The sequence below is a fragment of the Azospirillum sp. SYSU D00513 genome (assembly GCF_017356015.1).
GTDB lineage: Bacteria > Pseudomonadota > Alphaproteobacteria > Azospirillales > Azospirillaceae > Azospirillum.
In genome coordinates, this window is record NZ_JAFIQV010000030.1 from 24,001 (window position 1) to 49,409 (window position 25,409).

27 protein-coding genes are annotated in these 25,409 nt (G+C 69.9%); 15 read left to right on the forward strand and 12 right to left on the reverse strand.

Annotated elements, in window-relative coordinates; all coding sequences use genetic code 11:
* Nucleotides 1–21: 21 nt before the first annotated feature.
* Entirely contained in the window at nt 22–735 is a 714-nt protein-coding gene (locus JUB11_RS21055) for a GntR family transcriptional regulator (RefSeq protein WP_207460557.1), read from the forward strand.
* A 66-nt stretch (nt 736–801) separates the two neighbouring features.
* On the opposite strand, the gene JUB11_RS21060 is transcribed toward JUB11_RS21055, so the two are convergent.
* Both JUB11_RS21060 and JUB11_RS21065 read right to left on the reverse strand, forming a co-directional pair.
* The gene (locus JUB11_RS21060; RefSeq protein WP_207460558.1) at nt 802–1,866 is read right to left on the reverse strand and encodes an endonuclease/exonuclease/phosphatase family protein; all 1,065 of its coding nucleotides are present in this window, start codon (nt 1,864–1,866) and stop codon (nt 802–804) included.
* A gap of 123 nt (nt 1,867–1,989) precedes the next feature.
* Nucleotides 1,990–2,283, reverse strand: a complete 294-nt coding sequence (locus JUB11_RS21065; RefSeq protein WP_207460559.1) for a hypothetical protein — start codon at nt 2,281–2,283, stop codon at nt 1,990–1,992.
* Nucleotides 2,284–2,503: 220 nt separating this feature from the next.
* Between JUB11_RS21065 and JUB11_RS21070 the strand changes: the two genes are divergently transcribed.
* Both JUB11_RS21070 and JUB11_RS21075 read left to right on the forward strand, forming a co-directional pair.
* Nucleotides 2,504–2,848 carry a hypothetical protein gene (locus JUB11_RS21070; RefSeq protein WP_207460560.1) on the forward strand — a complete coding sequence of 115 codons (345 nt, stop codon included), beginning with the start codon at nt 2,504–2,506 and terminating at the stop codon, nt 2,846–2,848.
* Between the two features lie 140 nt (nt 2,849–2,988).
* Nucleotides 2,989–3,906 (forward strand): rhodanese-related sulfurtransferase, encoded by a 918-nt coding sequence (locus JUB11_RS21075; RefSeq protein WP_207460561.1) that lies wholly within the window; start codon nt 2,989–2,991, stop codon nt 3,904–3,906.
* 41 nt (nt 3,907–3,947) lie between these two features.
* Here the strand turns inward: JUB11_RS21075 and JUB11_RS21080 are convergent, their stop codons facing one another.
* Nucleotides 3,948–4,145 carry a hypothetical protein gene (locus JUB11_RS21080; RefSeq protein ID WP_207460562.1) on the reverse strand — a complete coding sequence of 66 codons (198 nt, stop codon included), beginning with the start codon at nt 4,143–4,145 and terminating at the stop codon, nt 3,948–3,950.
* A 323-nt stretch (nt 4,146–4,468) separates the two neighbouring features.
* Between JUB11_RS21080 and JUB11_RS21085 the strand changes: the two genes are divergently transcribed.
* Nucleotides 4,469–4,774, forward strand: a complete 306-nt coding sequence (locus JUB11_RS21085; RefSeq protein WP_207460563.1) for a hypothetical protein — start codon at nt 4,469–4,471, stop codon at nt 4,772–4,774.
* A gap of 40 nt (nt 4,775–4,814) precedes the next feature.
* Here JUB11_RS21085 and JUB11_RS21090 read toward each other — a convergent pair whose 3' ends face one another.
* Nucleotides 4,815–6,092 carry a hypothetical protein gene (locus JUB11_RS21090; protein WP_207460564.1) on the reverse strand — a complete coding sequence of 426 codons (1,278 nt, stop codon included), beginning with the start codon at nt 6,090–6,092 and terminating at the stop codon, nt 4,815–4,817.
* A 267-nt stretch (nt 6,093–6,359) separates the two neighbouring features.
* On the opposite strand from JUB11_RS21090, the gene JUB11_RS21095 reads away from it, so the two are divergent.
* Nucleotides 6,360–6,584: a hypothetical protein gene (locus JUB11_RS21095; RefSeq protein WP_207460566.1), complete on the forward strand. Its 225-nt coding sequence runs from the start codon at nt 6,360–6,362 to the stop codon at nt 6,582–6,584.
* Between the two features lie 33 nt (nt 6,585–6,617).
* Here JUB11_RS21095 and JUB11_RS21100 read toward each other — a convergent pair whose 3' ends face one another.
* Nucleotides 6,618–8,387: an SLC13 family permease gene (locus JUB11_RS21100; protein ID WP_207460568.1), complete on the reverse strand. Its 1,770-nt coding sequence runs from the start codon at nt 8,385–8,387 to the stop codon at nt 6,618–6,620.
* A gap of 247 nt (nt 8,388–8,634) precedes the next feature.
* Between JUB11_RS21100 and JUB11_RS21105 the strand changes: the two genes are divergently transcribed.
* From JUB11_RS21105 to JUB11_RS21115, 3 genes are read left to right on the forward strand one after another with little or no spacing between them, the layout of a single operon-like run.
* Entirely contained in the window at nt 8,635–11,568 is a 2,934-nt protein-coding gene (locus JUB11_RS21105; RefSeq protein WP_207460569.1) for a response regulator, read from the forward strand.
* 9 nt (nt 11,569–11,577) lie between these two features.
* Nucleotides 11,578–11,961 carry a response regulator gene (locus tag JUB11_RS21110; protein WP_207460571.1) on the forward strand — a complete coding sequence of 128 codons (384 nt, stop codon included), beginning with the start codon at nt 11,578–11,580 and terminating at the stop codon, nt 11,959–11,961.
* The gene (locus JUB11_RS21115) at nt 11,958–12,500 is read left to right on the forward strand and encodes a DUF533 domain-containing protein (protein WP_207460573.1); all 543 of its coding nucleotides are present in this window, start codon (nt 11,958–11,960) and stop codon (nt 12,498–12,500) included. Before JUB11_RS21110 ends, JUB11_RS21115 begins: the two co-directional genes overlap by 4 nt.
* Before the next feature lie 54 nt (nt 12,501–12,554).
* On the opposite strand, the gene JUB11_RS21120 is transcribed toward JUB11_RS21115, so the two are convergent.
* Nucleotides 12,555–12,986 carry a CBS domain-containing protein gene (locus JUB11_RS21120; RefSeq protein WP_247887223.1) on the reverse strand — a complete coding sequence of 144 codons (432 nt, stop codon included), beginning with the start codon at nt 12,984–12,986 and terminating at the stop codon, nt 12,555–12,557.
* 157 nt (nt 12,987–13,143) lie between these two features.
* On the opposite strand from JUB11_RS21120, the gene JUB11_RS21125 reads away from it, so the two are divergent.
* Nucleotides 13,144–13,608, forward strand: a complete 465-nt coding sequence (locus tag JUB11_RS21125) for a hypothetical protein (protein ID WP_207460574.1) — start codon at nt 13,144–13,146, stop codon at nt 13,606–13,608.
* Here JUB11_RS21125 and JUB11_RS21130 read toward each other — a convergent pair.
* The 5 genes from JUB11_RS21130 to JUB11_RS21150 all read right to left on the reverse strand — a co-directional run bounded on the left by JUB11_RS21130 (nt 13,605) and on the right by JUB11_RS21150 (nt 18,467).
* Nucleotides 13,605–14,912 carry an MFS transporter gene (locus JUB11_RS21130; protein WP_207460576.1) on the reverse strand — a complete coding sequence of 436 codons (1,308 nt, stop codon included), beginning with the start codon at nt 14,910–14,912 and terminating at the stop codon, nt 13,605–13,607. The genes JUB11_RS21125 and JUB11_RS21130 overlap by 4 nt on opposite strands.
* Nucleotides 14,852–16,156, reverse strand: a complete 1,305-nt coding sequence (locus tag JUB11_RS21135; protein ID WP_207460577.1) for an FAD-dependent oxidoreductase — start codon at nt 16,154–16,156, stop codon at nt 14,852–14,854. Before JUB11_RS21135 ends, JUB11_RS21130 begins: the two co-directional genes overlap by 61 nt.
* 97 nt (nt 16,157–16,253) lie before the next feature.
* A complete protein-coding gene (locus JUB11_RS21140) occupies nt 16,254–16,682 on the reverse strand; it encodes a PadR family transcriptional regulator (protein WP_247887224.1) in 429 nt (142 codons plus the stop codon).
* Between the two features lie 47 nt (nt 16,683–16,729).
* Nucleotides 16,730–17,284, reverse strand: coding sequence for a GNAT family N-acetyltransferase (locus JUB11_RS21145; RefSeq protein ID WP_207460579.1), 555 nt, complete (start codon nt 17,282–17,284; stop codon nt 16,730–16,732).
* A 16-nt stretch (nt 17,285–17,300) separates the two neighbouring features.
* Nucleotides 17,301–18,467, reverse strand: a complete 1,167-nt coding sequence (locus JUB11_RS21150) for an MltA domain-containing protein (RefSeq protein WP_207460580.1) — start codon at nt 18,465–18,467, stop codon at nt 17,301–17,303.
* 433 nt (nt 18,468–18,900) lie between these two features.
* Here JUB11_RS21150 and JUB11_RS21155 point away from each other — a divergent pair, with 433 nt between their 5' ends.
* From JUB11_RS21155 to JUB11_RS21170, 4 genes are all read left to right on the forward strand, one after another.
* Nucleotides 18,901–20,304: an RsmB/NOP family class I SAM-dependent RNA methyltransferase gene (locus JUB11_RS21155; protein ID WP_207460582.1), complete on the forward strand. Its 1,404-nt coding sequence runs from the start codon at nt 18,901–18,903 to the stop codon at nt 20,302–20,304.
* A 160-nt stretch (nt 20,305–20,464) separates the two neighbouring features.
* Nucleotides 20,465–21,058 carry a GNAT family N-acetyltransferase gene (locus JUB11_RS21160; protein WP_207460584.1) on the forward strand — a complete coding sequence of 198 codons (594 nt, stop codon included), beginning with the start codon at nt 20,465–20,467 and terminating at the stop codon, nt 21,056–21,058.
* A 188-nt stretch (nt 21,059–21,246) separates the two neighbouring features.
* Nucleotides 21,247–22,797 (forward strand): glutamine-hydrolyzing GMP synthase, encoded by a 1,551-nt coding sequence (gene guaA, locus JUB11_RS21165; RefSeq protein ID WP_207460586.1) that lies wholly within the window; start codon nt 21,247–21,249, stop codon nt 22,795–22,797.
* A gap of 264 nt (nt 22,798–23,061) precedes the next feature.
* Nucleotides 23,062–23,322, forward strand: coding sequence for a hypothetical protein (locus JUB11_RS21170; RefSeq protein ID WP_207460588.1), 261 nt, complete (start codon nt 23,062–23,064; stop codon nt 23,320–23,322).
* 400 nt (nt 23,323–23,722) lie between these two features.
* Here the strand turns inward: JUB11_RS21170 and JUB11_RS21175 are convergent, their stop codons facing one another.
* Nucleotides 23,723–24,148 carry a response regulator gene (locus tag JUB11_RS21175; RefSeq protein ID WP_207460589.1) on the reverse strand — a complete coding sequence of 142 codons (426 nt, stop codon included), beginning with the start codon at nt 24,146–24,148 and terminating at the stop codon, nt 23,723–23,725.
* 222 nt (nt 24,149–24,370) lie between these two features.
* On the opposite strand from JUB11_RS21175, the gene JUB11_RS21180 reads away from it, so the two are divergent.
* A complete protein-coding gene (locus JUB11_RS21180; RefSeq protein WP_207460591.1) occupies nt 24,371–24,664 on the forward strand; it encodes a hypothetical protein in 294 nt (97 codons plus the stop codon).
* A 352-nt stretch (nt 24,665–25,016) separates the two neighbouring features.
* On the forward strand, nt 25,017–25,280 hold the full coding sequence (locus JUB11_RS21185; protein WP_207460593.1) for a hypothetical protein: 264 nt from the start codon (nt 25,017–25,019) through the stop codon (nt 25,278–25,280).
* Nucleotides 25,281–25,409 lie beyond the last annotated feature (129 nt).

Below are 25,409 nucleotides of genomic sequence, written 5' to 3' on the forward strand. Positions count from 1 at the left end.
TTCAAGAGTGTGGATCCAGCCATGTATTATGACCTTACGGAATCTCGGAGCAGGCACGTTCTCAGGACCTACATCGAACCGATCGACCGTCCGCCATCGCTGACGGAAGTGGCGGCCACCCGCCTGCGCACCCTGATCATCGAGGGGGAAATGCCCTTCGGACAGCTCCTGTCCGAGAACCGCCTCGCCACCCTGCTCTGCGTCAGCAAGACGCCGGTCCGCGAGGCCCTGGCGCAGTTGAAGGCGGAAGGGCTGGTCGAGGTTCAGCCCTACAAGGGCACCTTCATCTTCACGCCCAACCCCGCCGAGATCGCGCCGCTCTGCGAATATTGGGGGACGCTCCTGTCGGCGGCGACGCGGTCCGCGTACCACCGGGCCAGGGATGAGCTGCTGCTGTCCCTGGAGGAACCGCTGCTCGCCCTTCAGGCGGCCTGCGAGGAGCAGGACGTCGTCGCCGCCATCCGCGCGGAGATGGCGGCCTACGCGATCCCCTTCCTGCACTGCGAGAATCCGTTCCTGCTGGAAGCCCAGCGGATGATCGAATCCAAGATCGTGACGCTACGGGTGCATGCCTGCCGGCACGAGCTTGCGTCGGCGGCCTTTCATCGGGAAGCGGAGCGGTTCGTGGCGGCGCTGCGGACCGGCGCGCCGGAGGCGGCCGTGGAGATCCTGAACGGGCGGATCGCCGAGATCAGCGGCGTTCTCGAATCCTCGGTGACGCGGGCGTTCGTCTGAACGCCAGGACCCGGGCGCAAGTTTCCGGCCGCCCGCCAGGAGACGGCAAGCCGCGCCGGGAGGGCCCTATGCCCGCGGCCCGATCCGGCAGCGGGTCCGCGCCGCGTCCTTCGGCCAGCTCAACTCGTAGGTGACCAGGAACCCGTCATGGTCCGACAGCAGGGGACCGCCCGGCCCGCCGTCGAACATCGCCTCGACCCGGATGGGGCGGACCGACACCGTGCTGCCGTTTGAAAAGAATTGAAGGTCCTGCGTGTCCATCCAGGGTGCGTCCCCGTCCCACGACATGCGCACGTCGCACCCGGACTCCGGCCCGGCGCAGACCCGGTGAACCAACCTCAACGGATGGTGCGCGGAGAAGGCGGAGAAGCGTTCCTCGGAATGGCGCATGTTGAAATCCCCGCCGAATATGACCGGGGAGCCGTCCGAGTGGGTCTGCGCGATGAACCGCGCCGCCTCGGCCGTTTGCCGCTGGTGCGCCGCCAGGTTGCGCTCCCTGGAAACGCGGGAGGCACCCCGCGCGTTCATGTGGGTGTTGTAGAGATCGACCGTCGCTGGAACGCCCGGCACGTGCAGGCGCGCCAGCATGACGCCCTTGTTCGCCAGGCAATCGAACCCGGCGCAGGACCGCCGGCCATAGGCCTGGGACTCCACGCTGGTCAGCGGGTAGTTCGAGGCGATCGCCAGCCCGCTTCCAAGCAGCGCGATCCCGATCTCCCCGCGCAGGGGCTTCGCCTTGCCGGGCAAGCTCTCCGTGGCGGCGTCATGCGCCGGCGTCGACCGCACCGGGCCCTTCGCGACGGCGGGGTAGCCCGTGCTGAACACCGCGGCCTCCGCGGCCCCGCTGAACATCTCCTGGAACATCACGACGTCCGGCGCTTCCCCCCGGTCTCTCATCTGGTCGAGCTGCTCGCCGATCTCCCGCAGGTGTTTCGCGCGCCCGGTCCGTGCCGGCCAGGAAAGGCCCTCGATGTTGTAGGTCAGCACCGACAGCGTGGTCTCCAGCCGCGTGCCGTCCCCGGAAAGGCGGATGCCCGGCGGTTGGGCCTCATCGCAGGGCATGACCTTCACCGTGGGGCCGCCCGCGCAGGCCGCCACCAGGAACACCGCACCGACAACCAACCGTCTCATTCCACCGCCCGACCTCTACCGGCTCGAAAACCCGTCCACCCGCCGCCTCCTCGCGGCGCACCGGGGTCCATGACGCCTACCTGCCAACAGCGCCGGAAGGGGAGTGCTCTCGCGAGGGGGCGATCAGTCGGCCGCCCTTGCGCCGCCGAAGCCGATGCCCTGGTCGAGCATCTCCGCCGCGCAGCAGGGCGCGTCGAAGCCCTCGACCAGGGAAGCCCCATCATCCGGCGCCCCGAAGCTCATGTCGAAAAAGCTGGGCGTTCTGGCCGAAGAGTAGGCGCGGTCGCCGACCATCCAGCCGCCCAAACCGCTCTCCGTGCCGGCGCTGGCCTGTTCGGCCGCCACGGTCTCCGCCATGCCGGGGACCGCCGAAAGACCAAAAGCCAGTGCGGCAACGGCAGCCATCGTCCTGAACATCGTCACTCCTTCCGCTTCTCGCTCTGCGCATCGAAGGCAAGCGGCCCAGCATGGCGGAGGAGTCGGGATGAGATCCAGCTGTGCGATCATACAGCTTTGCGTCCGTGTGACCCCGGCGCGCCGGATTCTCCAATCTGTCCCGCGACCTCCGCGCGGGGAGACCTGTTGGTGTTGCGAACAGTTTTCGAAAGAGCAGATCCCCCTGAAGAAAGGCGCTGACATGGCAGAGGACGATCCCCGACAAGCCGCAGGCGGCATCACGCCGCCCAGCCAAGTCCTGCACCAGCCGAACGCCGGCATGGTGAGCCAGGCCGACGCCGCCGGAAGCCCGGACGAGCGGCTGGAGCAACAGCGCCGCGACAACATCAACCCCAGCCTCGCGCGGGAACAGCCGCCGGATGCCGACGCGCCGAGCACGGACGAGCCTTCGGGTGCGCCCGACACGCCCTCCACCGGGCCGAAAGGCCAGCGGGGCGGCTGGTGGCAGAAGGACAAGTCGGGCAACGAGTCCACGCTCGACCATTCCAACATGAACCCGGACAACCTGAAGGCCAACGACATGTGATGGCCAGCCCGTGACGGCGGGGCAGGGCGGTTCACGGGGCCGCCTCACCGGTTCTGTTTTCCTGACGGTCGGCGCGTTGCTATAAGGCAAGGTCCCGATGCATCGCGCCGATTGGCCGCGCCAGACCGTCAAGAGCACCCATGCCCCGGATCGAGATCGCCGCCTTCTACAAGTTCGCCCGGCTGCCGCAGTATGAAAGCCTGCGCGCGCCGTTGCAGTCCCTCTGCGAATCCCACGGCGTGCGCGGCACGCTGCTGCTGGCGCGCGAGGGCATCAACGGCACCCTGGCGGGGGAACCGGCGTCGCTCCACGCGGTGATGGACGGCATCCGTGCCGCCACCGGGCTGGAGGAGATCGAGACCAAGACCTCCTTCGCGGACGCCATGCCCTTCCTGCGGACGAAGGTCCGCACCAAGACCGAGATCGTGACCATCGGCGACCCGACGGTCGATCCGCTGGAAGGGGTCGGCACCTATGTGGAGCCGGAGGACTGGAACGCGCTGATCAGCGATCCCGAGACGCTGGTCATCGACACCCGCAACGGCTTCGAGGTGGCGGTCGGCACCTTCCGGGGTGCGGTCGATCCGGGAACGCGCAGCTTCAGCGAATTCCCCGCCTATGTCCGCGAAAACCTCGACCCGGAGAAGCACAAGAAGGTCGCCATGTTCTGCACCGGCGGCATCCGTTGCGAGAAGGCCACCGCCCTGATGCTGCGGGAGGGGTTCGAGCAGGTCTACCACCTGAAGGGCGGCATCCTGAAATACCTGGAGCGCATCGCGCCGGAGGACAGCCTGTGGTCCGGCGGCTGCTTCGTCTTCGATGAGCGCGTCGCGGTCGGCCACGGCCTCGGCGTCGAACCGGTCCAGCTCTGCCACGGCTGCCGCCGCCCCCTGACGCCGGAGGACAAGACCCTCCCCGGCTACGAAGAGGGGGTGAGCTGCGCCCATTGCGCCCCCACCCTGACCGAGGCCCAGAAGGCCTCCTCCCGCGAGCGCATGCACCAGATCCGGCTGGCCGAGGCGCGCGGTGTCAGCCACCTGGGGCCGAAGGCGGAATAGGGGCGGAAAGCCCTGGAGCGCTACGCCGTCGCGTCGCCCTGTCACGCGCAGCTCGCCCGGGCGCAGGAGCAGGCCGGAAAGCGGCAGTTGTCGCCGTTGATCTCCGTAGCCTGGGCCGCCAGCCGGTACCGGATCGCCTGAAGCTCCTGGGCTGGCAGTTCGCCGTCCTCCTCGTGGAAGTCGGCCAGCATCTTCAGATAGCTCAATGCGTGGCGCTCGGCGTCGAGATCCCAGGGCATTCCGGTCCTTTCATGGGGAAAAGCTTACCGCTTGCCGAGATGGGACCGTCCTGGCTCTGGTCCTATGCCTTTGAGCATGTCCATGTCATATGGCTGGGCTGCAAGAACAGGAAGCACGCAGGCTCGGATCAAACGTTTCAGCACAATCCGTACAGCGCCGCGCAAGGACGGCCCGGATCGCCTGCGGTCGGAGGCGGATCTCGCCTGCCGGGCGCGCGCCAGGCCCGCCGCGACGTTCCCGTTCCGGCCCTGTTGAAAAACGTGCCGAGCCGCCGTTCCCGGTGGCTTCCATCCTGTGTCCCCACAGCGGAGGGTCTGGATCCATGAACCGCGCGGTCGGGCTTGCCGCCCTTGTGTTGACCGGCCTGGGCGCCGTCTGGATGCTGCGCCGCTCCAACGGCCTGCACGCCGGCGCGGGCCATGGCGCCACCGGCCAAAGCACCTTCGGCCACGGCGTGGAGCGGGGCCGGGTCGGGCATCACCCGTCACCAGCCAAGCCGGGACCCGCGCCGAACCTGTCGGCGGTGGGCAGCGGCATGGCCGAGGTCGGCGGGGGCCGCACCGTGTCCCCGGGCGGCGGGGCCAGGGGGCACATGGCAAAGGCGCGGCGGCGCGACGCCACGCACTGACGCCTCAACACCCTGACGTCAGGCACCGGCACGCCGGCCGTCAGGGCACCCGCTCTCCCGTGAAGGGGTTCCAGCCCGTGGCGGCCAGCACGGCCCAGGCCGTGGCGCCGAGATGGGGCTGGCGGTAATAGAGGAAATCGTCGGTCCGGCTCGCCGGGCCGATGGCGAGGCCGGTCGTCACCTGCGGCTCGCGCGTCGCCCACAGATAGCCGCCGGGGCTGAACTGGCCGCCGACGACGGCGAGCAGCCGTTCCGCCTCCTCCCCCCGGCCCAGCGCGCGGTAGACCAGCGCCGCCTGGGCGGTGCCCTCCACCCACAGCCCGTCCCGGTCGTCGTTGAAGTCGAAGCCGCCCGGCACGCCGTGCGCCCGCTCGGCATAGGCCAGCGCGCGCCGCCAGTGGGCCGGCGCCTCCGGCAGCAGCAGCGGCCAGAGCTGCGCGTCGAGGCCGGAGGTGGCCCGGTTGGGCGTCGTGCCGTCGGGCAGGGTGCCCGTCAGGAAGCAGCCCCGTTCCTCGTCCCACATCGCCTCCAGGAAGCCGCGCGCGGTCGCCTCTCGCGCCCGCCAGTCCTGCCGCGCGCCTGGGGCCAAGCGGCGGAAAACGGCGGCGAGGTCGGTGTTGTGCTCCGTCGCCTTCCAGCCCAGCGGCTCGGCGGCCCGCTCGAAGCCATGCAGCCCGCCGGCGAAACCAGCCGGAGTCCGTTCGTCCGCCATGGTCTCCGCCACCCAGCTGCCGAGCCGCGCGGCGCCATCGGCGTAGCGCGGCTCGCCGGTCCGCTCCGCCAGGGTCAGCAGGGCGAGCGCCGCCCAGGCGACGTTGCCGGTCGCCGTTCCGACCTGGTAGGCGTCCTCCAGCCAGCGGTTCTGCCGGGCGTCCCACCAGCCGTTGGGCGGGACCGGCCGTTCGTCCTGCCGGCCGGCGCGGTAGGTGTTGCGCAGCCGCCCGCCGCCGAGCGCGCTGCGCATGCGGTCATGGTCCACCGCGGCCAGCAGCGCGTCGCCGATCCGGCGAGCCGCCTCCGCCTTGCCGCAGGCGGTCAGGGCGATGGCGGCAAGCGCGTTGTCGTAGGTGAAGGCGGCGGTGGCGAGCGCCGGCTCCAAAGGCTTGCCGACGCCATGCTCGCTGTCGTAGCTCGGCAGGAAGGCCGGCCCGCCTCCGGGGATCGCCGCCAGCCGCGATGTCAGGGTGGCGCAGCCCTTCGCCGCGACGGCGGTGGCGGCGGGTCCGGTGCCGGATGCTGTCGCGGCCATGGCGGCGCCCTCCGGGTTGAAGAAGAAAAGGCCGATCAGAAGGGGTGCGAAGCGAAGGGAACGATGCATTCGGAAGAGGTGCCGTGCCGGTCTGTGTCAGGCTCTCCAGCCTATACCATTCCGCCCGGAAGGGCCGCTGCAAAGGCGGTCCGGCGGCTTGCCCATGGCCTGCCGATAGGAAGGGGCGCCGATCCGAAGGGCTGTGATCGTTGGAGGATACACCCCTGCACGGATTGCGGCGGGGCGGGGGCGGCGGTTACCTTCCCGTCACGCCGCCCGCTTATTTGGCTTACGAGCCCCGGTGCGGCTTCGGCACCAACGACAACGAGACGAGCAATGACCGGACTGCCTGAACAGCAGACGTGGCGCCGCCGCGTTGCCGAACTGCTGGACGACCCCGTTGCCCGGGCCGTGCTGCGGCGCGATGGCCTGACCGACAGCCATGTGCTGGAGGAGCTTGCCCCCATCGCCCGCCATCTGCGGGCCGTGCGGCGGAACCTCCTGCGCGGCGACGGCCCGCAGGGCGCCGGGGCGCGGCCCCGCTCCTCCAGGCGGCTCTGATCCGCCCGCCCGCCGCACCTCACGGCGGGCACCTCACGGCGTGAGCGGCCAGACCCAGGCGATCAGGAAGGTGCCCAGCACCAGCACCAGCAGCGACAGCGGCACGCCCAGCCGGGGGTAGTCGGCGAAGCGGTAGCCGCCGGGACCCATCACCAGCGTGTTGCACTGGTGCCCGATGGGCGTCAGGAAGTCGCTGCCCGCACCCACCGCCACCGCCATCAGGAAGGGGTCGGGGCTGAGGCCGAGTTGCTGGGCCAGGCTGGCCCCGATCGGCGCCATCACCAGCACGGTGGCCGCGTTGTTCAGGAAGGGGGTCACCGCCATGGCCGCGGCCATGATCAGCGTGATGCAGGCGGTCGGCGGGATCATCGCCGCCACCTGCGCCAGGCCCGCCGCAATGACCTCCGTCCCGCCCGTGCTCTCCAGCGTGCCGCTGACCGGGATCAGGGCGCCGAGCAGCACCAGGATCGGCCACTCGACGGCGTTGTAGGCCTCCTCCGCCGTCAGCACGCCGGACAGGATCATGGCCGCCGCCGCCGCCAGGAAGGCGATGGTCACCGGCAGGATCTGGAATCCCACGACCAGCATGGTGATCACGATGATGGAGACCGGCACCCAGCTCGGCCGCCGCCGCCCGAGCTGGAGATGGCGCTCGGCCAGCGGCAGCAGGCCGGCGTCCGCCAGCGCGTCGGGGAAGCGGCTGCTCGCCACGTGCAGCATCAGCAGGTCTCCCTCCTGGAAGACCGTGTGGATCAGCCGCTGGTCCCGCCGTTCGCCACGCCGGCTGACCGCCAGCAGGCTGAGGTCGTGCTTGCCCGGCAGGTCCAGGTGGCGCGCCGAATGGCCGATCAGCGGCGATTCCCGCAGGATCGCCGCCTCGACGATCAGGAAATCGGTGTTGCGGGCGTCGGCCGCCGCCCCCAGCGGTTCCAGCGCCGCCCCGCGCACGATCTTCTGCAGGGCCGGCGCGTCGCCCTCCAGCACCAGGATGTCCTCGGGCAGCAGGGTCCAGTGGGTGTCCGGCGTGTAGCGGCGGAAACGCTCGCGGATCAGCCCGACGATGCGGGCCTCGCCCTCGGCCAGCGCCTCCAGGTCGGCGATGGTGCGCCCGATGAAGGCCGAGGCGGCGGGCAACAGCATCTCGCTGCGGTAATCCTCGACCGCGAAGGTCTCCTCCGGCGGGCGGGCGCCGGTGCGCTCGCTCGGCAGCAGGCGCCAGCCGACCACCAGGAACAGCGTGCCCGCGATGGTCAGCCCCAGCCCGACCGGCAGATAGTCGAACATGGTGAAGGGCTCGTGCCCCATCTCGGCGCGCACCCGCGACACGATGATGTTGGGCGAGGTGCCGATCAGCGTCATCAGCCCGCCCAGCAGCGAGGCGAAGGCCATCGGCATCAGCACGCGGTGGGCGCCCGTGCGGTGCCGGCGGGCGAGCTGGACCGCGATGGGCAGGAAGATCGCCAGCGCGCCGATGTTCTTCATCAGGGCCGACATCAGCCCCACGGCCCCCGCCAGGAAGGCGACCTGCTTGGTCGGGCTGTCGAGCTTCCCCGCGACCGGCCGGACCAGCGCGTCCACCACGCCCGACCGCGCGATGCCCGCGCTGACGATCAGGGCCGAGGCGATGATGATCACGATGTCGTCGGCGAAGCCGGAAAAGGCCTCCTTCGCCGGGATCAGCCCGGCCAGCACCCCGGCCAGCAGGGCCAGCACGGCCACCACGTCGAAGCGGAACTTGTCCCAGACGAGTAGCACGACGACCGCCCCCACCAGGGCGAAGGACATCATCTGCTCGACCGTCATCGTTTCATCCTTCTGCGTTTCCCGTCCGCCGTGCAGGGGCGCGGGTCCGCTGCCCGCCCGACTTGCAGCAGGCCATAACGGGCCTGGTTAGCCCAACGTTCCCGTACCCTTCCGCCATAGGCGCGGAAACAAGGGAGGGGCCGTCCTGTTTAGGAGGGACTTTCCCCAGCCCTGCGGAGCGGCGCGCTTGCCCGACATCGACCGGAACGCCCCTGGCCGGAAGCCGGCTGATCGGAAGCCGCCAGCCTTGAAGCCGCCAGCCCGGAAGCCGATTGACCGCAGCTGCGAGACGGAGCTGCGCCACAAGGCCGCCGTCCTCGACGCCATCGACATCGGCGTCTACGGCGTCGACGGCCACGGACTCTGCACCTTCATCAACCGCGCGGCGCTCGACATGCTGGGCTACGCGGAGGAGGAGGAGCTGATCGGGCGGAACATGCACGACCTGATCCACCACACCTACCCGGACGGGTCGCACTACCCGCAGACCTCCTGCCCGCTGCTCGGCACCTTGCGCAACGGGCAGGACGTGCGGCTCGACAACGAGGTGCTCTGGCGCCGGGACGGCAGCTTCTTCACCGCCGAATACTCCTCCCACCCCCTGTGCGAGGAGGGGGCCGTCACCGGCGCCATCATCACCTTCCACGACATGTCCAAAAAGGGGGAGGCGGCCCGGCGGCTGGGCGTGCAGACCGCGGTCAGCCGCATCCTCGCCGGTTCGGCGGACCTTGAGGTCGCGCTCACCCAGGTGCTGGCGACCATCGGCATGGGGCTGGAGGTGCAGGTCGGCGCCTTCTGGGTCCTGAACAAGAACGAGCAGGCTCTGACCGCCGCGGCCACTTGGGCGGCCCCCGCCATGCAGGCCGGCGACTTCCTGGAGGAGACGCGGTCGCGCAGCTGGGCGCGCGGCGTCGGGCTGCCCGGCCGTGTGTGGGAGACCCGTGCCACCGAGCGCATCGAGAATCTGCCCGACAACCCGGACTTCCTCCGGCGGGAGACGGCGTCGCGTGCCGGCCTGACCTTCGGCTTCGCCTTCCCGGTGAGCTTCGGCACGCGGATGCTGGGTGTCGTCGAGCTGTTCGGGCGCCAGCGCCACCGGCTGGACGAGGAGTATCTGGAACACATCGCCATGCTGGGCCACCAGCTCGGCCAGTATCTGCGCCGCAAATGGACCGAGACGGCGCTGCGCGAGAACGAGGCGAAGTTCCGCACGCTCGCCGATTCCATCCCGCAGCTCGCCTGGATGACCGACCCCGACGGCTCCGTCGAATGGTTCAACAAGCGCTGGTACGACTTCTCCGACACCGGGCTGGAGGAGATGAAGGGCTGGGGCTGGCGCGACGTGCTGCACCCCGACTATGCCGAGCGGGTGGTGGAGGGCTACCGCGCGGCGCTGCTGGCGGGCGAGCCCTGGGAGGACACCTTCCCCCTGCGCGGCCGGGACGGGGAATACCGCTGGTTCCTGTCGCGCGCGCTGCCCGTCCGCAACGACACGGGCGAGCTGGTGGCATGGCTCGGCACCAACACCGACATCACCGAGCGCAAGCGGACCGAGGAGGCGCTGGCCGCCGCCAAGGAGGAGGCGGAGGAGGCCAACCGCGCCAAGAGCGTCTTCATGGCGAACATGAGCCACGAGCTGCGCACTCCGCTCAGCGCCGTGATCGGCTACGCCGAGATGCTGGAGGAGGAGTTGGCCGACATGGGCCTGGCCGACAAGGGTTTGGGTGGCGAAGGCGAGGAGGGAGTCCTGCGCGACCTCCAGCGCATCGGCTCCAACGCCCGCCACCTTCTGGAGCTGATCAACGGCGTCCTCGACATCTCCAAGATCGAGGCCGGCCGGATGGAGGTTCACGCCGAGGATTTCGACGCAGCCGACCTCGTCCGCGACATCGCCTCCACCGTCCAGGCGCTCATCGACAAGAAGGGCAACCGGCTGGAGATCACCGTGGCCGCGGACGCGGGGCGCATGCGCACGGACGTGGTGAAGGTCCGGCAGTGCCTGTTCAACCTGCTGAGCAACGCCTCGAAATTCACGGAGAACGGCAGGATCGTCCTGTCGCTGGAACGCGACCCGGAGCGGCCGGGCTGGCACGTCTTCCGGGTGGCCGACACCGGCATCGGCATGACGCCGGAACAGCGCGACAAGCTGTTCCAGCGCTTCGTGCAGGCCGACAGCTCGACGACGCGCCGCTTCGGCGGCACCGGGTTGGGGCTGTCGATCACCAAGGCCTTCGCCGAGATGCTGGGCGGGGAGATCCGGCTCGACAGCGAGGCCGGCAAGGGGTCGACCTTCAGCCTCTTCCTGCCGGAGGAGCTGCCCCGCGACCGCGAGACGTCGCTGGCGCCCCCGCACCCGGCGGCCCCGCGGAGCGCCGCGCCGGACGGAGGGGGCCGCGCCGAGGGCGGCCAGGGAGAGGCCGTCATGGCCGAGGGGCCGTCCGACACCATCCTGGTGATCGACGACGAGCGACCGATGCGGGAGCTGCTGGCGCGCTTCCTGCTGCGGGAGGGGTTCGGGGTAAGCGTCGCCAGCGACGGGCCGAGCGGCCTGACGCTCGCTCGCCAGGTGAAGCCGCGCGCCATCCTGCTCGACGTGATGATGCCGCACACCGACGGCTGGTCGGTGCTGTCCGCGCTGAAGGCCGACCCGGAGCTGTCCGACACCCCCGTCATCATGATCTCGTCGAGCCGCGAGAAGGGCCTCGCCATGGCGCTGGGGGCCGCCGACTACCTGACCAAGCCGGTGGACTGGCAGAAGCTGAAGACGGTGCTGTTCGACTGCTGCGGCTCCGCCACCAACACGGCGCTGGTGGTGGACGACGACGACACCACGCGGGCCATCGTGCGCATGACGCTGGAGGAGGACGGCTGGTCGGTCGTCGAGGCGCCGGACGGCCGGGCGGCGCTGGAGCGCATCGCCGAGGCGCCGCCGGCGGTGATCCTGCTCGACCTCAACATGCCGCGCATGAACGGCTACGCCTTCCTGCGCGAGCTGCGCGCCAACCCGGACTGGCGCGCCATACCGGTGATCATCGTCAGCGGCGGCGAGCTCGACCCGGCGGAGCGGGAGAAGCTCAGCGGGCGGGTCCAGCAGATCGTCGAGCGGGACGGGATGGAACCCGAGGCCCTGGTTTCGGAGTTGAGAGAGGTAATCGGCACCGTGCGGCCGAGAGCCGGTTAGGGGGAAGCGATGGCAAAACTGTTGTTGGTCGAGGATCACGAGGAGATCTGGGACTTCCTGTCACGCCGGCTGAAGCGCCGGGGCTACGACGTGGCCCTGGCCTTCGACGGGCAGCAGGGGGTGGACAGCGCCCATTCGGAGGCGCCGGATCTCATCCTCCTCGACATGAACCTGCCGGTGATGGACGGCTGGACCGCCGCGAAGCAGCTGAAATCGGCCCCGGACACCGCCGGCATCCCGATCATCGCGCTGACGGCGCACGCCATGTCCGGCGACCGGGAGAAGGTGCTCCAGGCGGGGTGCGACGACTATCACCCGAAGCCGATCGATTTCTCGCGGCTGCTGACGCAGATCGACAGCGCGCTCCAGACCAAGGGAAAGGCCGCTGAATGACGTCCGCGGACACGGTCGAGGAAGAGCAGGGGCGCGTGGCCGGCGGGGGAACCCCGCCGCCGCTGGGCAGCCGCCTGGGCCACATGCCGGTGCTGCACGCGGTGCTGGCGCGCAAGATCCTCGACAGCCACCTGCGCAACCGCAACCAGCTGCTCGACCCGCCGCCGTCCGACCTGCGGGCGGTCCCGGCGGCGGAGGCGCGGCGGCTGATCCAGGCGATGGCCGCCGCCGCCCACGCGGACGGCGGGCTGGACGCGATGGAGAAGAACCGCATCCGCGCCGCCCTCTCGACCAGCACCATCGCGGCGGAGGAGCGGCGCAGCCTGGAACAGTCCATCGAGGATCCGGTCTGCCTGGAAAGCCTGCTGCGCGGCGTCTCCACGCCCCAGGAGGCGAGCCGCTTCTACGCGGTGTCGCTGGCGGCGGTGGAGAAGGGCAACGCGCTGAACCGCGCCTATCTGCGCTACCTCGCCCTGCGGCTCGGCCTGCCGTCGGACCTCGTGGTGCGGCTGAACCGCCGCTTCAACATGCCGGTCTGAGATCCCGTCCAAAATCCCGAAGACCCCGGCGACCGGCTCCGGGGCCTTTGGGGCTCAATCCCCCTTTGCCGTGCTGCTGAGTTCGGCCAGCGCGTTCTGCATCGCGCCGGTCTCCAGCATCAGCGTGCGCGACAGGTCCGACAGGGTCAGCATGCCGGTGACCTCGCCGGCCTCGTTCACGACGGGCAGCCGGCGCACATGGTAGGAGCCCATGATGTCCATGGCCGCCTCGACCGTGTCGGTCTCCCGGCAGGTGAAGACGGTCGTGGACATGACGTCGCGCACCCGCACGGCGGTGTTGTCCTTCCCCTCGGCCACGACGCGGAACAGGATGTCGCGGTCGGTGATCATGCCCTGGAGATCCTCGGGCGAGCCGACGGGCAGGGCGCCGACGTCCAGTTCGCCCATCAGGACCGCGGCCTCCTGGATCGTCGCGCTGGACGGGATGAAGTCGAGCGCGCGGGCCATGATGTCGGAAATCAGCATCGGCGAAACTCCTGTCGGCCAGGCGACGGGCCGCATTGTTCTGTCAGTGCCGCGAGCAACACCGGCGGCGGCCCGGCGGTTCCTGCACGCTCCGCGCGAAGGGTTCGGAACGGCAAGCCTTCTGCCATTGTTGAGGAGGGACCATGGCGAGGACAGCATGACGAATCCGACCCGACCCTCCAGGCCGATTCCCACGAGCATCCACGGACTGATCGATTACGCGGCCGGGGCCGCGCTCGCCGTCGCGCCGGTCGCGATGGGCTGGCACGGCACCACGCGCCGGCTGATGCACGCCGCCGCCGCGGGCAGCGCCGCCTACGCGCTCGCCACCGACTACGAGCGGGGGGCCGTGCCCCTGCTCAGCATGGACCGGCATCTGGCCATCGACGCCGCGCAGGGGCTGGGCTTCATCGCCGCGGCGGCCCTGCTGACCGGCGAGCCCCGGGGGGCGCGTTACGCCATGGCCGGCTACGGGCTGTTCGCCTTGACCGCCGCCGCCCTGACCGAGCGCCGGCCGTCGCGCGGACCCGCGCCCACGCCGCGCGTGACCCGGCGGGCCGAGGCCGAACTGATGCGCCGCGAGGCGGCGACCCGCCAGTGGATGGGGCAGGAGGAGGGCTAGACGCCGCTCCGCCGGCTCGCCAGCGCCGCGGACCAGAAGCCGCCGGCGATGACCAGCGTCGCCGCGAAGGCGGCGGCGAGCACCGCGTCGTAGGATCCCGTGAAGGACCAGAGCGCGGCGGCGCCGAAGGGGGCCGCCGCCTTTGCCGCCATGGCGGGCACGGACAGCGCCCCGTTGATGGCGCCATAGGCGTTGCGCGTCAGCATCTCCGGCACGGCGAGCGCGCGGACGATGGTGATGATCCCGTTGCCGGCCCCGTAGACCAGCGCGAAGGCGGCGAGCGTCGCGAACCCCTCCGGCAGGAACATCAGGATGGCGAGGGCGACCGGGAAGGCGGCGACCGTCACCGACCCGACCAGGCGGATCGGCCGGCCCGAGGCCAGGAGCCAGATGAAGACGCGCCCGGCGACCTGCGCGGGACCGATGACGGCGATGGCGCCGACCACGCTCGCCGTGTCGAAGCCCCGCTCCATCAGCATCGGGTAGAGATGGTAGGTCAGGCCCGAGAAGGTTCCGTAATAGACGGTGAAGGCGACCAGCAGGCCCCAGAAGGCCGGCTGCCGCAAAGCCCAGCCGACGCCTTCGCGTGCCGGTTCCGGCATGGAGGAGGGCGCTCCGGCTTGCGGCATGCCCGCCGCCGGCCAGGCCGCTGAGTCGATCAGCGAGAGGTGGAGCGTCACGCAGAGCAGCAGGTTGACCGCCGCCAGGGCGAGCAGCGCGTCACGCCATCCCGCATGGTCGAGCAGGAACTGCACGGCGGGCACGAACACGGTGCTTGCGAAGCCGCCCCACAGGGTGAGCGCCGTGATGCCGCCGCGCGCCTCCGCCCCGAGGCGGCGGGCGATCACGGCGAAGGCCGGGTCGTAGAGCGTCATCGCCTGTACGAGGCCGATCCCCGCGAAAAGCGGGTAGAGCATCCAGGCCTGCCCGATGGACGCCCAGGCGATCAGCAGCAGCCCGCCCAGCAGGGAGCCCAGCGCCATCACCAGCCGCCCGTGGCCCCGGTCCACGGCGGCGCCCACCGGGTAGGCGGCGAGGCTGGCGACGAGAAGCCCGACCGTGGCGGCGCCGTAGACCTCCGGCTTGGTCATGGCGAATTCCTCGGCCATCGGGCCGGCGATCAGGGGAAAGCTGTAATAGAAGGTTCCCCAGGACACGATCTGTCCCACGCCCAGCCCGGCGATGAAGAGCCGCTGGCCGGGGCGCCGCGCCGGGCGCCCCGCGCCATGGGCGAGGCTTCCGGTCACGCGCTCCCCGCGCAGCAGCCGGCGGTCACCGGACGGGGCGCGGGTGGGGCGCCGCACACCCCGGTTTCCGGCAGCACGAGCCGGACCTCGCGCGCTGCCGCGCGGTCGCCCGAGATCTCCGCGGCGATGGAACGGACCTGCTCGTAGCCGGTCGCCATCAGGAAGGTCGGTGCGCGGCCGTAGCTTTTCGATCCGGCGATGTAGAAGCCGGGCTCGGGGTGCGACAGCTCGGCGGCGCCGTGCGGTGGCACGGTTCCGCAGGAATGCAGGTTCGGGTCGATCAGCGGCGCCAGGGCGGGCGGCGCCTCCAGCGCGGGGTCGAGCGCCAGCCGCAGCTCGCGCAGCATTCCGAGATCCGGGCGGAAGCCGGTGGCGACGATGATGCGGTCCGCCTCCAGCGCGTGAGGCCGGCCGGCCAGCCGGCCCTCGACGTGGATGGCGCCGTCCGCCGGGGCGAGGCGCCGGGCGGCGAAGGGCGCCAGGACGGGCAGGCGGCCCTCCTCGATGGCGCGCTTCGCGGCAAGCCCGAGCGCGCCGCGTTCCGGCAGCTGGTCGTTCAGCCCACCGCCGAGCAGCTTTCCGACACGGTCGTGGCGCAGCGCCCAGACGATGCGCGTCTCCGCCTCCTCCTCCCGCAGGCGCATGAGGTCGAGCACGGCGTTGATCGCCGAATGGCCGGCCCCGACGACCAGCACGCGCGCGCCGGCATAGCCGGCCCGGTCGCCGCCGGTCACGTCCGGGATGCCGTAGGCGATGCGGCCCGACAGCTCGGCCTCGCCCTCCACCGGAAGGCCGTCGGTGCCCATCGGGTTGGGCTGGAACCAGGTGCCGGAGGCGTCGATCACCGCATGGGCACGGTCCGTCCGGGTGTGGCCCTCCGCATCGCGCCAGCGGATCAGGAAGGGCGCCCTCTCGCGGCCGGCACTCGATGCCTTGTCCAGCCCCTCGCGGGTGATGGAAAGGACCTCGGCCTCCAGCCGCAGGTGCGGCGCGATGGCGGGATGCGCCGCCAGCGGCTCCAGATATCGGCTCGCGATTTCGCCGCCGGTCGGCAGCGCCTCCGCGTCCGGCGCCCGCCAGCCGGTGTCCGCCAGCAGCGCTGTGGCGGCGGCATCGATGATGTAGCGCCAGGGGGTGAAGACCCTCACATGGCTCCATCCGCGCAGGGCATGTCCGACGGACGGGCCGCGCTCGAACAGCAGCGCTGTCAGGCCGCGCCGCGCCAAGTGCGCCGCGGCGGCGAGCCCGACGGGACCCGCGCCGATGACGGCGACCGGAAGTCCGGATGCTGAAGATGTCATCGACCCTCTCCTGCGCTGTTGGTCATCTATGTTGGTTATCTATGCATCGATCATCGAGGTATATGCGCGTAAAGGAACCCCGTCCCGTCAAGCGGTCTCAGCCGCAGCAGCCCGAACGTCCCTCCGCCGGAACCTGCGCGGCGGCGCTGGCCGCGACCGCCCGTTCGGTGTCCAGCAGGACACGGGTGACCTCCATCCAGGCCTCCACGGCGACCTTGAAAGAGTCCCGGCCCCGGTCGGTCAGCGTGTAGACCTTGCGCTCCCGCCCCGAGACGGTCTCGGCGTGGGAGGTGACGTAGCCCCCCTCCTCGAACTCCCGCAGGACGGGATAGATCGTTCCTTCCGTCGGCGAGCAGCAGCCGTTCGTCGTCCTCTCCACCGCGCCGGCGATGTCGTACCCATGCATGGGCCGCTGGTGCAGGACGCGCAGGATGAAGAACTTCGACAGGCTCATCTTGATCGTGCCGTTCCAGTAGGAGCGGCTGGTCAGATCGGGACCCGGTTTGGGGACAGAGCGTGCAGGCATCGAGGGGCTAGGCATGGGCGAAGCATGATGCCTTGCACCTCGAGGTGTCAAGCGGGAAGAATGCCGCCGCGCGTGTCGAGGCGCCGTCCCAGGAAGAGCAGGGGACCGCGCCGGTGTTCTTCGGTGAAGCCGGCGCGCCGGTAGAAGGCGGCGTTGCGGGCCTCCGCGCCCGTGACCAGATGCACACCGGCGAGCCCGTCCGCCGCGCAGTCCTCCGCGAAGCGGTCCACCAGCCGGCGGCCGAGGCCGGCGCTCCGATGTTCGGGCCGGACGTTGACGTGCAGATGGGCCGGGAAGGCCGCGAACAGGTCGGCGAAGACCTCGTATTTCGGGATGGTGCCGTCGAGCCCGGCCGCACCCGCGCCGGCGCTGTCCTTGCAGCCCGTGAGATAGCCCAGGACCGCGCCTTCGCCGTCCAGCGCGAACCAGACGTTGGCGGGGGCGTGGCCGAGGTACCAGCCGGCCCAGGTCCGGAAGAAGTCCGCGCGTTCCCGCCCGGACGCGAAGCCGGTCCGGAGTGCCGAGAGGAAGAAGATCTCCTCCAGCCCGCGCAGGGCGGCGTCCCGGTCCGGCAGGTCCGTCAGGCGGGCGAGTTGGATCATGCTCGGCAGGGTAGCCTCAGCGGGGCTGCGAGGCGACCGCGTAGCCGGTGTTGCGGGGCGCCAGCATCGTATAGCGGCCACGCGCCTTCATCAGGCCGGCGCCGTACTCCGCCTCGGCGCCATGGCCCCAGAACAGGTCGCCGCGCACCGGCCCCTTGATGGCGCCGCCCGTGTCCTGGGCGAGCACGAGGCGCCTGATCTCACCGCCCGGCACCGGGGCGTCCCTCACCTCAAGCCAGAGCGGCACGCCGAGCGGGATGTGCTCCCGGTCGACGGCGAGGCTGCGGCCGGGGGTCAGTTCCATGTTGCGGGCGCCGCGCGGCCCCCCCTCCGGGCGGAGCGTGAAGAAGACGTAGGAGGGGTTGAGGTTCATCACGCGCCTGGCGTCCTGCGGGTGCTCCTTCAGCCAGCGGCGGATGAACTGGAGCGACATCTCCTCCGGCGTGCCGTAGCCCTGGTCGATCAGGTAACGGCCGATCGGGACGTAGCTGTGGCCGTTCTGGCCACCATAGCCGACGCCGACGACGGACCCGTCGGTCATGACCACGCGGCCGGAGCCCTGGATTTCCAGGAAGAAGGCGTCGATCGGGTCGTCCACCCACATCAGCTCCAGCCCCTTGCCCTTCAGCGCGCCGTCGGTGATGCGGGCACGGGAGGGCAGCCCCTTGCCGCCGCGCTTGGGCGCTCGGTAGAGGGGCACGTTGAAGCGTTCGGTCCTGGTCCAGCTGCCGCGCAGCTCGATCTCGTAATAGCCGGTGAACAGCCCGTCGAAGCCCTGCGTCAGCGTCACGGGCGTGAAATTGGCTTCGAAGAAGCGGCGGGCCGCCTCGGAATCGTTGGCCGGCAGCTGGCGCGCCGCGTCGCAGATGGGACGCCAGTCGCTGGTGGTGCCGGCGGCCGGATGGGAACCCAGCGGGCGGCCCGCCCCCTGGACGGCGACCCAGCCGCAGGTGCGATGGACAGCGGGCAGGGCCTGGGCGTGGTCGTCATCGACCCAGCCTGGAAGCTGCCGGAAATCCTGCGCCACCTGGTCCAGCGAGGGCCGGTTCTTCGCAGCCGGGAGGTTGCTGTGGGGAAGGTCGTTGGTGGCCGTCCCGGCACAGCCGGCCAGCAGCGCCAGCCCGAGGATGGAAGACACCAGGGAGGCGGCACGCCCCACGCTGCCCAAGACCGCACCGGCCATCGCACAACCCCGCACAGAAGCGAAGAACTTCGCTGAAAAAGGAAAGACGCCCTGTCCGCCGCATCTGATGGGGGTAAGACGAACGCTGTCCTTCATCTATGCCTGCACGCGAAATTGCCGTCAACGGACGGCACGAGTGCAAGCAAGGAGCGGTGCGCGATGTCACAGCACCATGGGCGGCGCGAAGTCATGGAATTCTGCGCAACCCATTGAGCTGCCTTATCTATTTAGGTAACCCGAATGGGGTCGGCGGGGAAGGGAAGAATCCGGCCTTCGGCGCTTTCCGCCGCGAAGGGGCATGACAAGCGCCACTGAAACGGGTTATCGACCGTGGTGACCGCGAGGCCAAGCTTCGCCGGGGGGCTTCGCACGCCCGTCCTTCCGGACCGCCGCCCTTCCAAGACTGCCCTAAAGCTGCCCTTAAGGACCTGCCATGACACCCGCCGCCCGCCTCCAGGCGGTCATCGACCTGCTGACCGAGATCGACCAGACCCAGCGCCCCGCCGACGCGGTGATGAGCGCTTTCTTCCGGAACCGCCGCTACATCGGGTCCAAGGACCGCACGGCGGTCGCCCAGGCGGTCTATGCGGTCCTGCGCCGGCACGCGCGCCTGCACTGGTGGCTGGAGCGGGAAGGGCACCCGGCGACGCCCCGCGCGCTGGCCTTCGCGAACGAGATCCTCGGCGAGGGGCGGGCGGCCGCCACGGTGCTGAAGCTGTGCGACGGCGCCAAGTTCGCGCCCGCCGAGCTGTCGCCGGAGGAACTGCGGCTCGTCCGCGCGCTCGACACCCACACGCTGGAGCATCCGCAGATGCCCGAGGCGGTGTGGGTCGAATGCCCGGACTGGGCGGAGGAGCCGATGCGCGCCGCACTCGGCGACCGCTTCGCCGTGGAGATGCGCAAGCTGCTGGAGCCGGCACCGCTCGACCTGCGCATCAACCCGGTGAAGGCCAGCCGGGACAGCGCGAAGAAGGCGCTGGAACGGGCGAGCATCACCGCGGCGCCGACACCCTGGTCGCCCTGGGGCCTGCGCGTGCAGGGCCGCCCGCCGCTGGGCGGGGTGGACGCCTTCAAGCAGGGGCTGGTCGAGATCCAGGACGAAGGCTCGCAGCTCGTCGCGCTGGCGGTGGCCCCGAAGCCCGGCCAGCAGGTCGTGGATTTCTGCGCGGGCGCCGGCGGCAAGACGCTGGCCATCGCCGCGATGATGCAGAACAAGGGCCGCGTGGTCGCCTGCGACGTGCTGGCCGGCCGTCTGAAGCGCGCGGGCGAGCGGTTCCGCCGCGCAGGGCTGCACAACATCGAGCCGCACCCGCTGACCAGCGAGCGCGATCCGTGGGTGAAGCGTCACAAGCGCAAGTTCGACCGCGTGCTGGTGGACGCCCCCTGCTCGGGCACGGGCACCTGGCGGCGCAACCCGGACAGCCGCTGGCGCCAGCTCGGCCCGGGGCTGGACAAGCTGTTGCCCTTGCAGGCGAGCATCCTGGACAGCGCCGCGCGTCTCGTGAAGCCGGGCGGGCGGCTCATCTACGCGACCTGCTCCATGCTGCCGGAGGAAAACGAGAAACAGGTGGCCGCCTTCGTGGAGACGCACCCCGACTTCACCGTGCTGCCGGCCGGCGACGTCTGGAACGAGGAGGGCTTCGGCACCCCGCCGTCGGAGGGCCCCTACCTGCGGCTCACCCCCGCCCGCCACGACACCGACGGCTTCTTCGCGGCCATCCTGCTGCGCAAGTCGGACCAGACCCCGGCCGAGACGGAGGACGCGCAGGACGCGGCACCACCGGCCATGACCGCCGAGACCACCGCGGCGGCACCGTCGGAGGTGGCCGAAGCCTAAGCCGCACCGCCGGGACCGCCCGGCCGTCCTATGACCGCTGCCGCCCGGCTTCAGCCTAACCGAAGGGAGAGTGCCCGGAAGTAGCACTGCCTGGACAGGGCCGCTTCCGCTTCCCAGCTAAGCTTCTAAGGACAGGCCGAAGCTTGAAGGGGAGGGCGTCATGGACGGATCGCAGCCGGGCGGAGTGGAAACGGGCGGACCGCGGACCGTGATCCGGGAGGCGCGCCCCGAGGACGCCGTCGGCATCGCCCGCGTCCATGTGGCGAGCTGGCGTTCCACCTACGCCGGCATCGTTCCCGCCTCCTATCTGGTCGGGCTGTCGGAAGGGGCGGCCGCCATGCGCTGGTTCAACGCGGTGCAGACGCGCGGGCCGGGGCGCGGCTCCTTCGTGGTGGCGGACGCGGAGGACCAGGTGATCGGCTTCTCCACCTTCGGCGCCCGCCGCACGCCGGTGGACAATTTCGCGGGCGAGATCTACGCGATCTATCTGGACGAGGACGCCAAGGGCCAGGGAATCGGCCGGCAGCTGATGTCCGCCATGGCGGAGCGGCTCCTGCTCGGCGGCATCCGCACGGCGGTCGTCTGGTGCCTGCGCGACAACCCGTCACGCTGGTTCTACGAGCGGCTGGGCGGCGTGCGCGTCGCCGAGCGCCCGATCCATTTCGGCGGCAAGGCCATGACCGAGATCGCCTACGGCTGGCGCGACCTGACGGCGCTGGCCCAGCTGTCCGCCGGGCCTGAAATGCGGTCCTGAGGCGTCCCGGAAAGAGGCGGGCGGTATGGAGGGCGAGTGCTGCCGGCCATCCCTCCTCCGGCGCGGGGGAGGGATGGGCGAAAGCACGGCAGCATCGCGTGGAACTCCGGGCTTTCCGGGGCAAAGGGGCTTGACCCGACGCGCGGTCCGGTTCATCTAGCACCCTTCCCGCACGAAAGCCGAAGCCCATGTCCGCCGAACGCGTCCTCATTCTCGATTTCGGGTCGCAGGTGACCCAGCTCATCGCCCGCCGTGTCCGTGAAGCCGGCGTCTATTGCGAGATCCACCCCTTCAGCGTCTCCGAAGAGAGGATCCGCGATTACGCGCCCAAGGCGATCATCCTCTCGGGCAGCCCGGCTTCCGTCACCGAGGAGAACGGCCCTCGCGCGCCGGAGCTGGTCTTCACCATGGGCGTTCCGGTGCTCGGCATCTGCTACGGCCAGCAGACGATGTGCCACCAGCTCGGCGGCGCCGTCTCGGGCTCCGACCACCGCGAATTCGGGCGCGCCTTCATCGAGGTGAAGAAGACCTGCGCCCTGTTCGACGGGCTGTGGGAGGTCGGCACGCGCGAGCAGGTGTGGATGAGCCACGGCGACCGGGTGACCGCCCTGCCGGAGGGCTTCGAGGCCGTGGCGATCAGCGAGGGCGCGCCGTTCGCCGCCATCGCCGACGACGCCCGCCAGTTCTACGGCGTGCAGTTCCACCCGGAGGTCGTGCATACCCCCCACGGCGCCCAGCTTCTCGCGAACTTCGTGCACCGGGTCGCCGGTCTGAAGGGCGACTGGACCATGGCCGCCTTCAAGCAGCAGGCGATCGAGCGCATCCGCGCCCAGGTCGGCGACGGCAAGGTGATCTGCGGCCTGTCCGGCGGCGTGGATTCCTCCGTCGCCGCCGTGCTGATCCACGAGGCCATCGGCGACCAGCTCACCTGCATCTTCGTGGACACCGGCCTGATGCGCGCGGGCGAGGCGGACGAGGTCGTGACCCTCTTCCGCGACCACTACAACATCCCGCTGGTCCACCGCGAGGCGGCCGACCTGTTCCTCGGCAAGCTGGCCGGGGTCAGCGACCCCGAGCAGAAGCGCAAGATCATCGGCGGCCTCTTCATCGACGTCTTCGACGAGGAGAGCCACAAGGTCGGCGGCGCCCAGTTCCTGGCCCAGGGCACGCTCTACCCCGACGTGATCGAGAGCGTCTCCTTCACCGGCGGCCCGTCGGTGACCATCAAGTCGCACCACAATGTCGGCGGCCTGCCCGAGCGCATGAACCTGAAGCTGGTCGAGCCCCTGCGCGAGCTGTTCAAGGACGAGGTCCGGGCCTTGGGCCGCGAACTCGGCCTGCCCGAGCCCTTCATCCGCCGCCATCCCTTCCCCGGCCCGGGCCTCGCCATCCGCGTTCCCGGCGAGATCACGCCGGAGAAGCTGGACATCCTGCGCAAGGCCGACACGGTCTATCTGGAAGAGATCCGCGCCGCCGGCCTGTATGACGCGATCTGGCAGGCCTTCGCCGTGCTGCTGCCGGTCCGCACCGTCGGCGTGATGGGCGACGGCCGCACCTACGAGCATGTGCTGGCCCTGCGTGCGGTGACCTCCACCGACGGCATGACCGCCGACTGGTACCACTTCCCGCACGAGTTCCTGGCGCGCGTTTCCAACCGCATCGTCAACGAGGTGCGCGGCGTGAACCGGGTCGTCTACGACATCACCTCCAAGCCGCCCGGCACCATCGAGTGGGAGTGATTTCAGCGGAATGGGCGCTTGGGCAGTCCTGATGGCGTGATACGGGGAGGGCGGTTCCATATTGGATGGAGCCGCCCTCTTTCTTGACGCAGGAAGTTGCACCCCTCCTGTGCAGGCGCTTCGCGAAGACGCCGCCGGCGCGCCGTTTCGGACGGTGGTGGGGCCGATCCCGCAACAACTGTGCAATCCGCGTGCAACAACTCCCGTCCCCGCGCGTTGACACCCTCGGGTTCAAGATTGAATCAGGCAGAGGGAGACAGGACCATGCTTAAACGTACTCTTCTGATCGCGGGCGTCTGCGCGGCTCTGTCCGCGTGCAGCGGCATGGGCGGCAGCGACACCAGCAGCGGCACGAGCACCTACGGCACCACCGGCACCTACGGTGCGACTGGCGCCACGACCCCGACCGTTCCGTCCGAACTGCCGAACTCGAAGTCCGGCGGTGGCGTCGCTCCGCCTCCGGGCACCGACTCGGTCAAGGGCATGGAAGGTTCGGGCGGCGGTGGCGGCGGCGCGGCCAAGTAAGCCCGGCGTCCAGGCCTTCGGCCTGTCGCTTTTGCGGACGGCTCCGACCCTGGTCGGGGCCGTTCGTGCTTCTGGGGGGCCAAGCTTTCGGGGGTGGCCCGCCGCCGGGAGCTGGCGGGATGGCGGCGGGCCTGCAGGGCGTCCGCGGCGGGGTTGGCCGCGAACAAGCCGAAGCTAGACCATAAGCGCCGGGTCCGGGATGTAACAATATTCGGACGGGAAAACGCCCGCCCCGCGGGGAGCGGGGCGGGCGAGTTTGCCTTCTGCGAAGAAGCGCGGCGCTCCTTGCGGAAACGCCGGGAACCAAGGTGCGCCCGTCGGGGCGGCGGCGCACGCGGGGAGAATGGGTAGGCCATGTCGCGGGAGCCCGTGCGACAAGGATAAGGGCCGCCCGTGGTGGTCAGCCGCGCAGGGAGAAGATCTCCAGCTGTTCCGGCAGATCGGGAAGCGGGCGCCGTTCCATGATCGCCTGGGCGGCGGTCAAGGCCTCCCCCAGGACCAGGACCGTGAAGGGTTTCGCTAAGCACCCGATCGCGGCATCGCCAAGCGTCGCGCGCTCCTTTTGGGCGTCGCTGCAATTGCCGGTCACGAAAAGCGACCGCACGCCATGCCGTTGCCAGAGGATCCGGGCCACGTCGATGCCGTTTCTTTTGTCGTGTCCCAGGTTTATGTTGACCGTCGCGAGTTCCGGCCTGTGCGCCTCCGCCAGGCGAAGCGCCGCGTCTCCATTCTCGGAGAGCCCGACGACTTCATGGCCGAGAATGGGCAATGAGGCTTCAAGGGCCATTGCGATCAACGTCTCGTCCTCTACGATGAGTATACGCATGGCGGCTCCTTTGTTGCCACCGACAACAGTCCACGATGATTTTCATTCGTGTTCCCCTTTAAAAAAGCAAATCGAACACTCCCGGATGCGGGAGCGGCGCTTTCTCCAGGGTAAGGCTCCCGGCGGAAAAGGCGATTCCACTTGGCGGATGTGCAACATTTCGGTTTGTCGCGGGTTGTTTCCTCCGTGTGCGAACTCGAACACAAGGATGGAGGCACGATCATGCTCAAGCGTACTCTTCTGGTGGCGGGCGTCTGCGCCGCCCTCTCGGCCTGCAGCGGCATGGGCGGCAGCGAAAGCAACATGAGCGGCAGCGCCGGCACTTCCGGCATGTCGACCTCGACCGGCACGTCGGGCGTGACTGCGGGCAACGCGGCGGACAGCCAGCGCCCGGAGGACCAGATGGGGCGCCGGTATGATCCGGCTGACCGGATCCACAATTCGGACACGAACGTCGATACGAACCGCGGCGGCTACAGCGGCACGCGCAGCGGCAGCGGCGGCGGCGGGACCTGATCCCCGCTCCACCGGAGTGTTTCATGAAAGCGGAGAGGCCTCGCCTCTCCGCTTTTTTCATGGCGGTCCAAGCGATCCTGGCGGTTTCCATGGCGAAATGCAGGATTGGCAAATCATCCGCAAAGCAAATCTAAAGTGATCCCTGCGGACACCCTTAAGGAAACGCAAGGGCACAAAATTTCTCATAAAACCTCTTGGCAGATCATGCCTGTAAATGACAGCATTGCGTTCGGGAAGCTCTTGCGGTTCAGAGATCACGACCAAGCAGGGGAGCCACGGGCCGTTCCGTTTTCAAAGGAGCGGCGCGTCTACAGCCTTGATCCATCGCCCCAATCCTTGAAGCGAGGTTCACATGCTGACTGCCCTTATCCTTGTCTGCTCGACCGCCATCACGCCCGAACTGCGGGACTGTAACCGCGACAACGCCGTCAGCGTGATGCGGCTGCCCGAAGAAACCATGGCACCGGGAAGCTGCCTGAAACTCGGCAGCGCTTATCTCGCCCAGACCGAGATCGGCACGCATCTGGCTTCCGATGAACGGGTGAAGGTGGTCTGCACGCGCTCCCGCGCGCCGAACCGTCTCGCCCAGGCGCAGTTCGGCGCCGGGTTCCGGTGATCACGGGCGAGCCCGGTTCCGCCATCTGTTCCGTTGACTCGTCTAGCAATCAGCCATACACACAGACAGCCGGGGGATGGTGAGCCCCTGGCACAGCGTGTCTGCGCGCGAGTGAAGGGCGTCGTCCAT

What these genes read in the sequence shown, in the direction of transcription:
- JUB11_RS21055 (WP_207460557.1), top strand. Translation starts at nt 22, where the DNA reads ATGTATTATGACCTTACGGAATCTCGGAGCAGGCACGTTCTCAGGACC.
- JUB11_RS21060 (WP_207460558.1), bottom strand. Translation starts at nt 1,866, where the DNA reads ATGAGACGGTTGGTTGTCGGTGCGGTGTTCCTGGTGGCGGCCTGCGCG.
- JUB11_RS21065 (WP_207460559.1), bottom strand. Translation starts at nt 2,283, where the DNA reads ATGTTCAGGACGATGGCTGCCGTTGCCGCACTGGCTTTTGGTCTTTCG.
- JUB11_RS21070 (WP_207460560.1), top strand. Translation starts at nt 2,504, where the DNA reads ATGGCAGAGGACGATCCCCGACAAGCCGCAGGCGGCATCACGCCGCCC.
- JUB11_RS21075 (WP_207460561.1), top strand. Translation starts at nt 2,989, where the DNA reads ATGCCCCGGATCGAGATCGCCGCCTTCTACAAGTTCGCCCGGCTGCCG.
- JUB11_RS21080 (WP_207460562.1), bottom strand. Translation starts at nt 4,145, where the DNA reads ATGCCCTGGGATCTCGACGCCGAGCGCCACGCATTGAGCTATCTGAAG.
- JUB11_RS21085 (WP_207460563.1), top strand. Translation starts at nt 4,469, where the DNA reads ATGAACCGCGCGGTCGGGCTTGCCGCCCTTGTGTTGACCGGCCTGGGC.
- JUB11_RS21090 (WP_207460564.1), bottom strand. Translation starts at nt 6,092, where the DNA reads ATGCATCGTTCCCTTCGCTTCGCACCCCTTCTGATCGGCCTTTTCTTC.
- JUB11_RS21095 (WP_207460566.1), top strand. Translation starts at nt 6,360, where the DNA reads ATGACCGGACTGCCTGAACAGCAGACGTGGCGCCGCCGCGTTGCCGAA.
- JUB11_RS21100 (WP_207460568.1), bottom strand. Translation starts at nt 8,387, where the DNA reads ATGACGGTCGAGCAGATGATGTCCTTCGCCCTGGTGGGGGCGGTCGTC.
- JUB11_RS21110 (WP_207460571.1), top strand. Translation starts at nt 11,578, where the DNA reads ATGGCAAAACTGTTGTTGGTCGAGGATCACGAGGAGATCTGGGACTTC.
- JUB11_RS21115 (WP_207460573.1), top strand. Translation starts at nt 11,958, where the DNA reads ATGACGTCCGCGGACACGGTCGAGGAAGAGCAGGGGCGCGTGGCCGGC.
- JUB11_RS21120 (WP_247887223.1), bottom strand. Translation starts at nt 12,986, where the DNA reads ATGCTGATTTCCGACATCATGGCCCGCGCGCTCGACTTCATCCCGTCC.
- JUB11_RS21125 (WP_207460574.1), top strand. Translation starts at nt 13,144, where the DNA reads ATGACGAATCCGACCCGACCCTCCAGGCCGATTCCCACGAGCATCCAC.
- JUB11_RS21135 (WP_207460577.1), bottom strand. Translation starts at nt 16,156, where the DNA reads ATGACATCTTCAGCATCCGGACTTCCGGTCGCCGTCATCGGCGCGGGT.
- JUB11_RS21140 (WP_247887224.1), bottom strand. Translation starts at nt 16,682, where the DNA reads ATGCCTGCACGCTCTGTCCCCAAACCGGGTCCCGATCTGACCAGCCGC.
- JUB11_RS21145 (WP_207460579.1), bottom strand. Translation starts at nt 17,284, where the DNA reads ATGATCCAACTCGCCCGCCTGACGGACCTGCCGGACCGGGACGCCGCC.
- JUB11_RS21150 (WP_207460580.1), bottom strand. Translation starts at nt 18,467, where the DNA reads ATGGCCGGTGCGGTCTTGGGCAGCGTGGGGCGTGCCGCCTCCCTGGTG.
- JUB11_RS21155 (WP_207460582.1), top strand. Translation starts at nt 18,901, where the DNA reads ATGACACCCGCCGCCCGCCTCCAGGCGGTCATCGACCTGCTGACCGAG.
- JUB11_RS21160 (WP_207460584.1), top strand. Translation starts at nt 20,465, where the DNA reads ATGGACGGATCGCAGCCGGGCGGAGTGGAAACGGGCGGACCGCGGACC.
- guaA (WP_207460586.1), top strand. Translation starts at nt 21,247, where the DNA reads ATGTCCGCCGAACGCGTCCTCATTCTCGATTTCGGGTCGCAGGTGACC.
- JUB11_RS21170 (WP_207460588.1), top strand. Translation starts at nt 23,062, where the DNA reads ATGCTTAAACGTACTCTTCTGATCGCGGGCGTCTGCGCGGCTCTGTCC.
- JUB11_RS21175 (WP_207460589.1), bottom strand. Translation starts at nt 24,148, where the DNA reads ATGCGTATACTCATCGTAGAGGACGAGACGTTGATCGCAATGGCCCTT.
- JUB11_RS21180 (WP_207460591.1), top strand. Translation starts at nt 24,371, where the DNA reads ATGCTCAAGCGTACTCTTCTGGTGGCGGGCGTCTGCGCCGCCCTCTCG.
- JUB11_RS21185 (WP_207460593.1), top strand. Translation starts at nt 25,017, where the DNA reads ATGCTGACTGCCCTTATCCTTGTCTGCTCGACCGCCATCACGCCCGAA.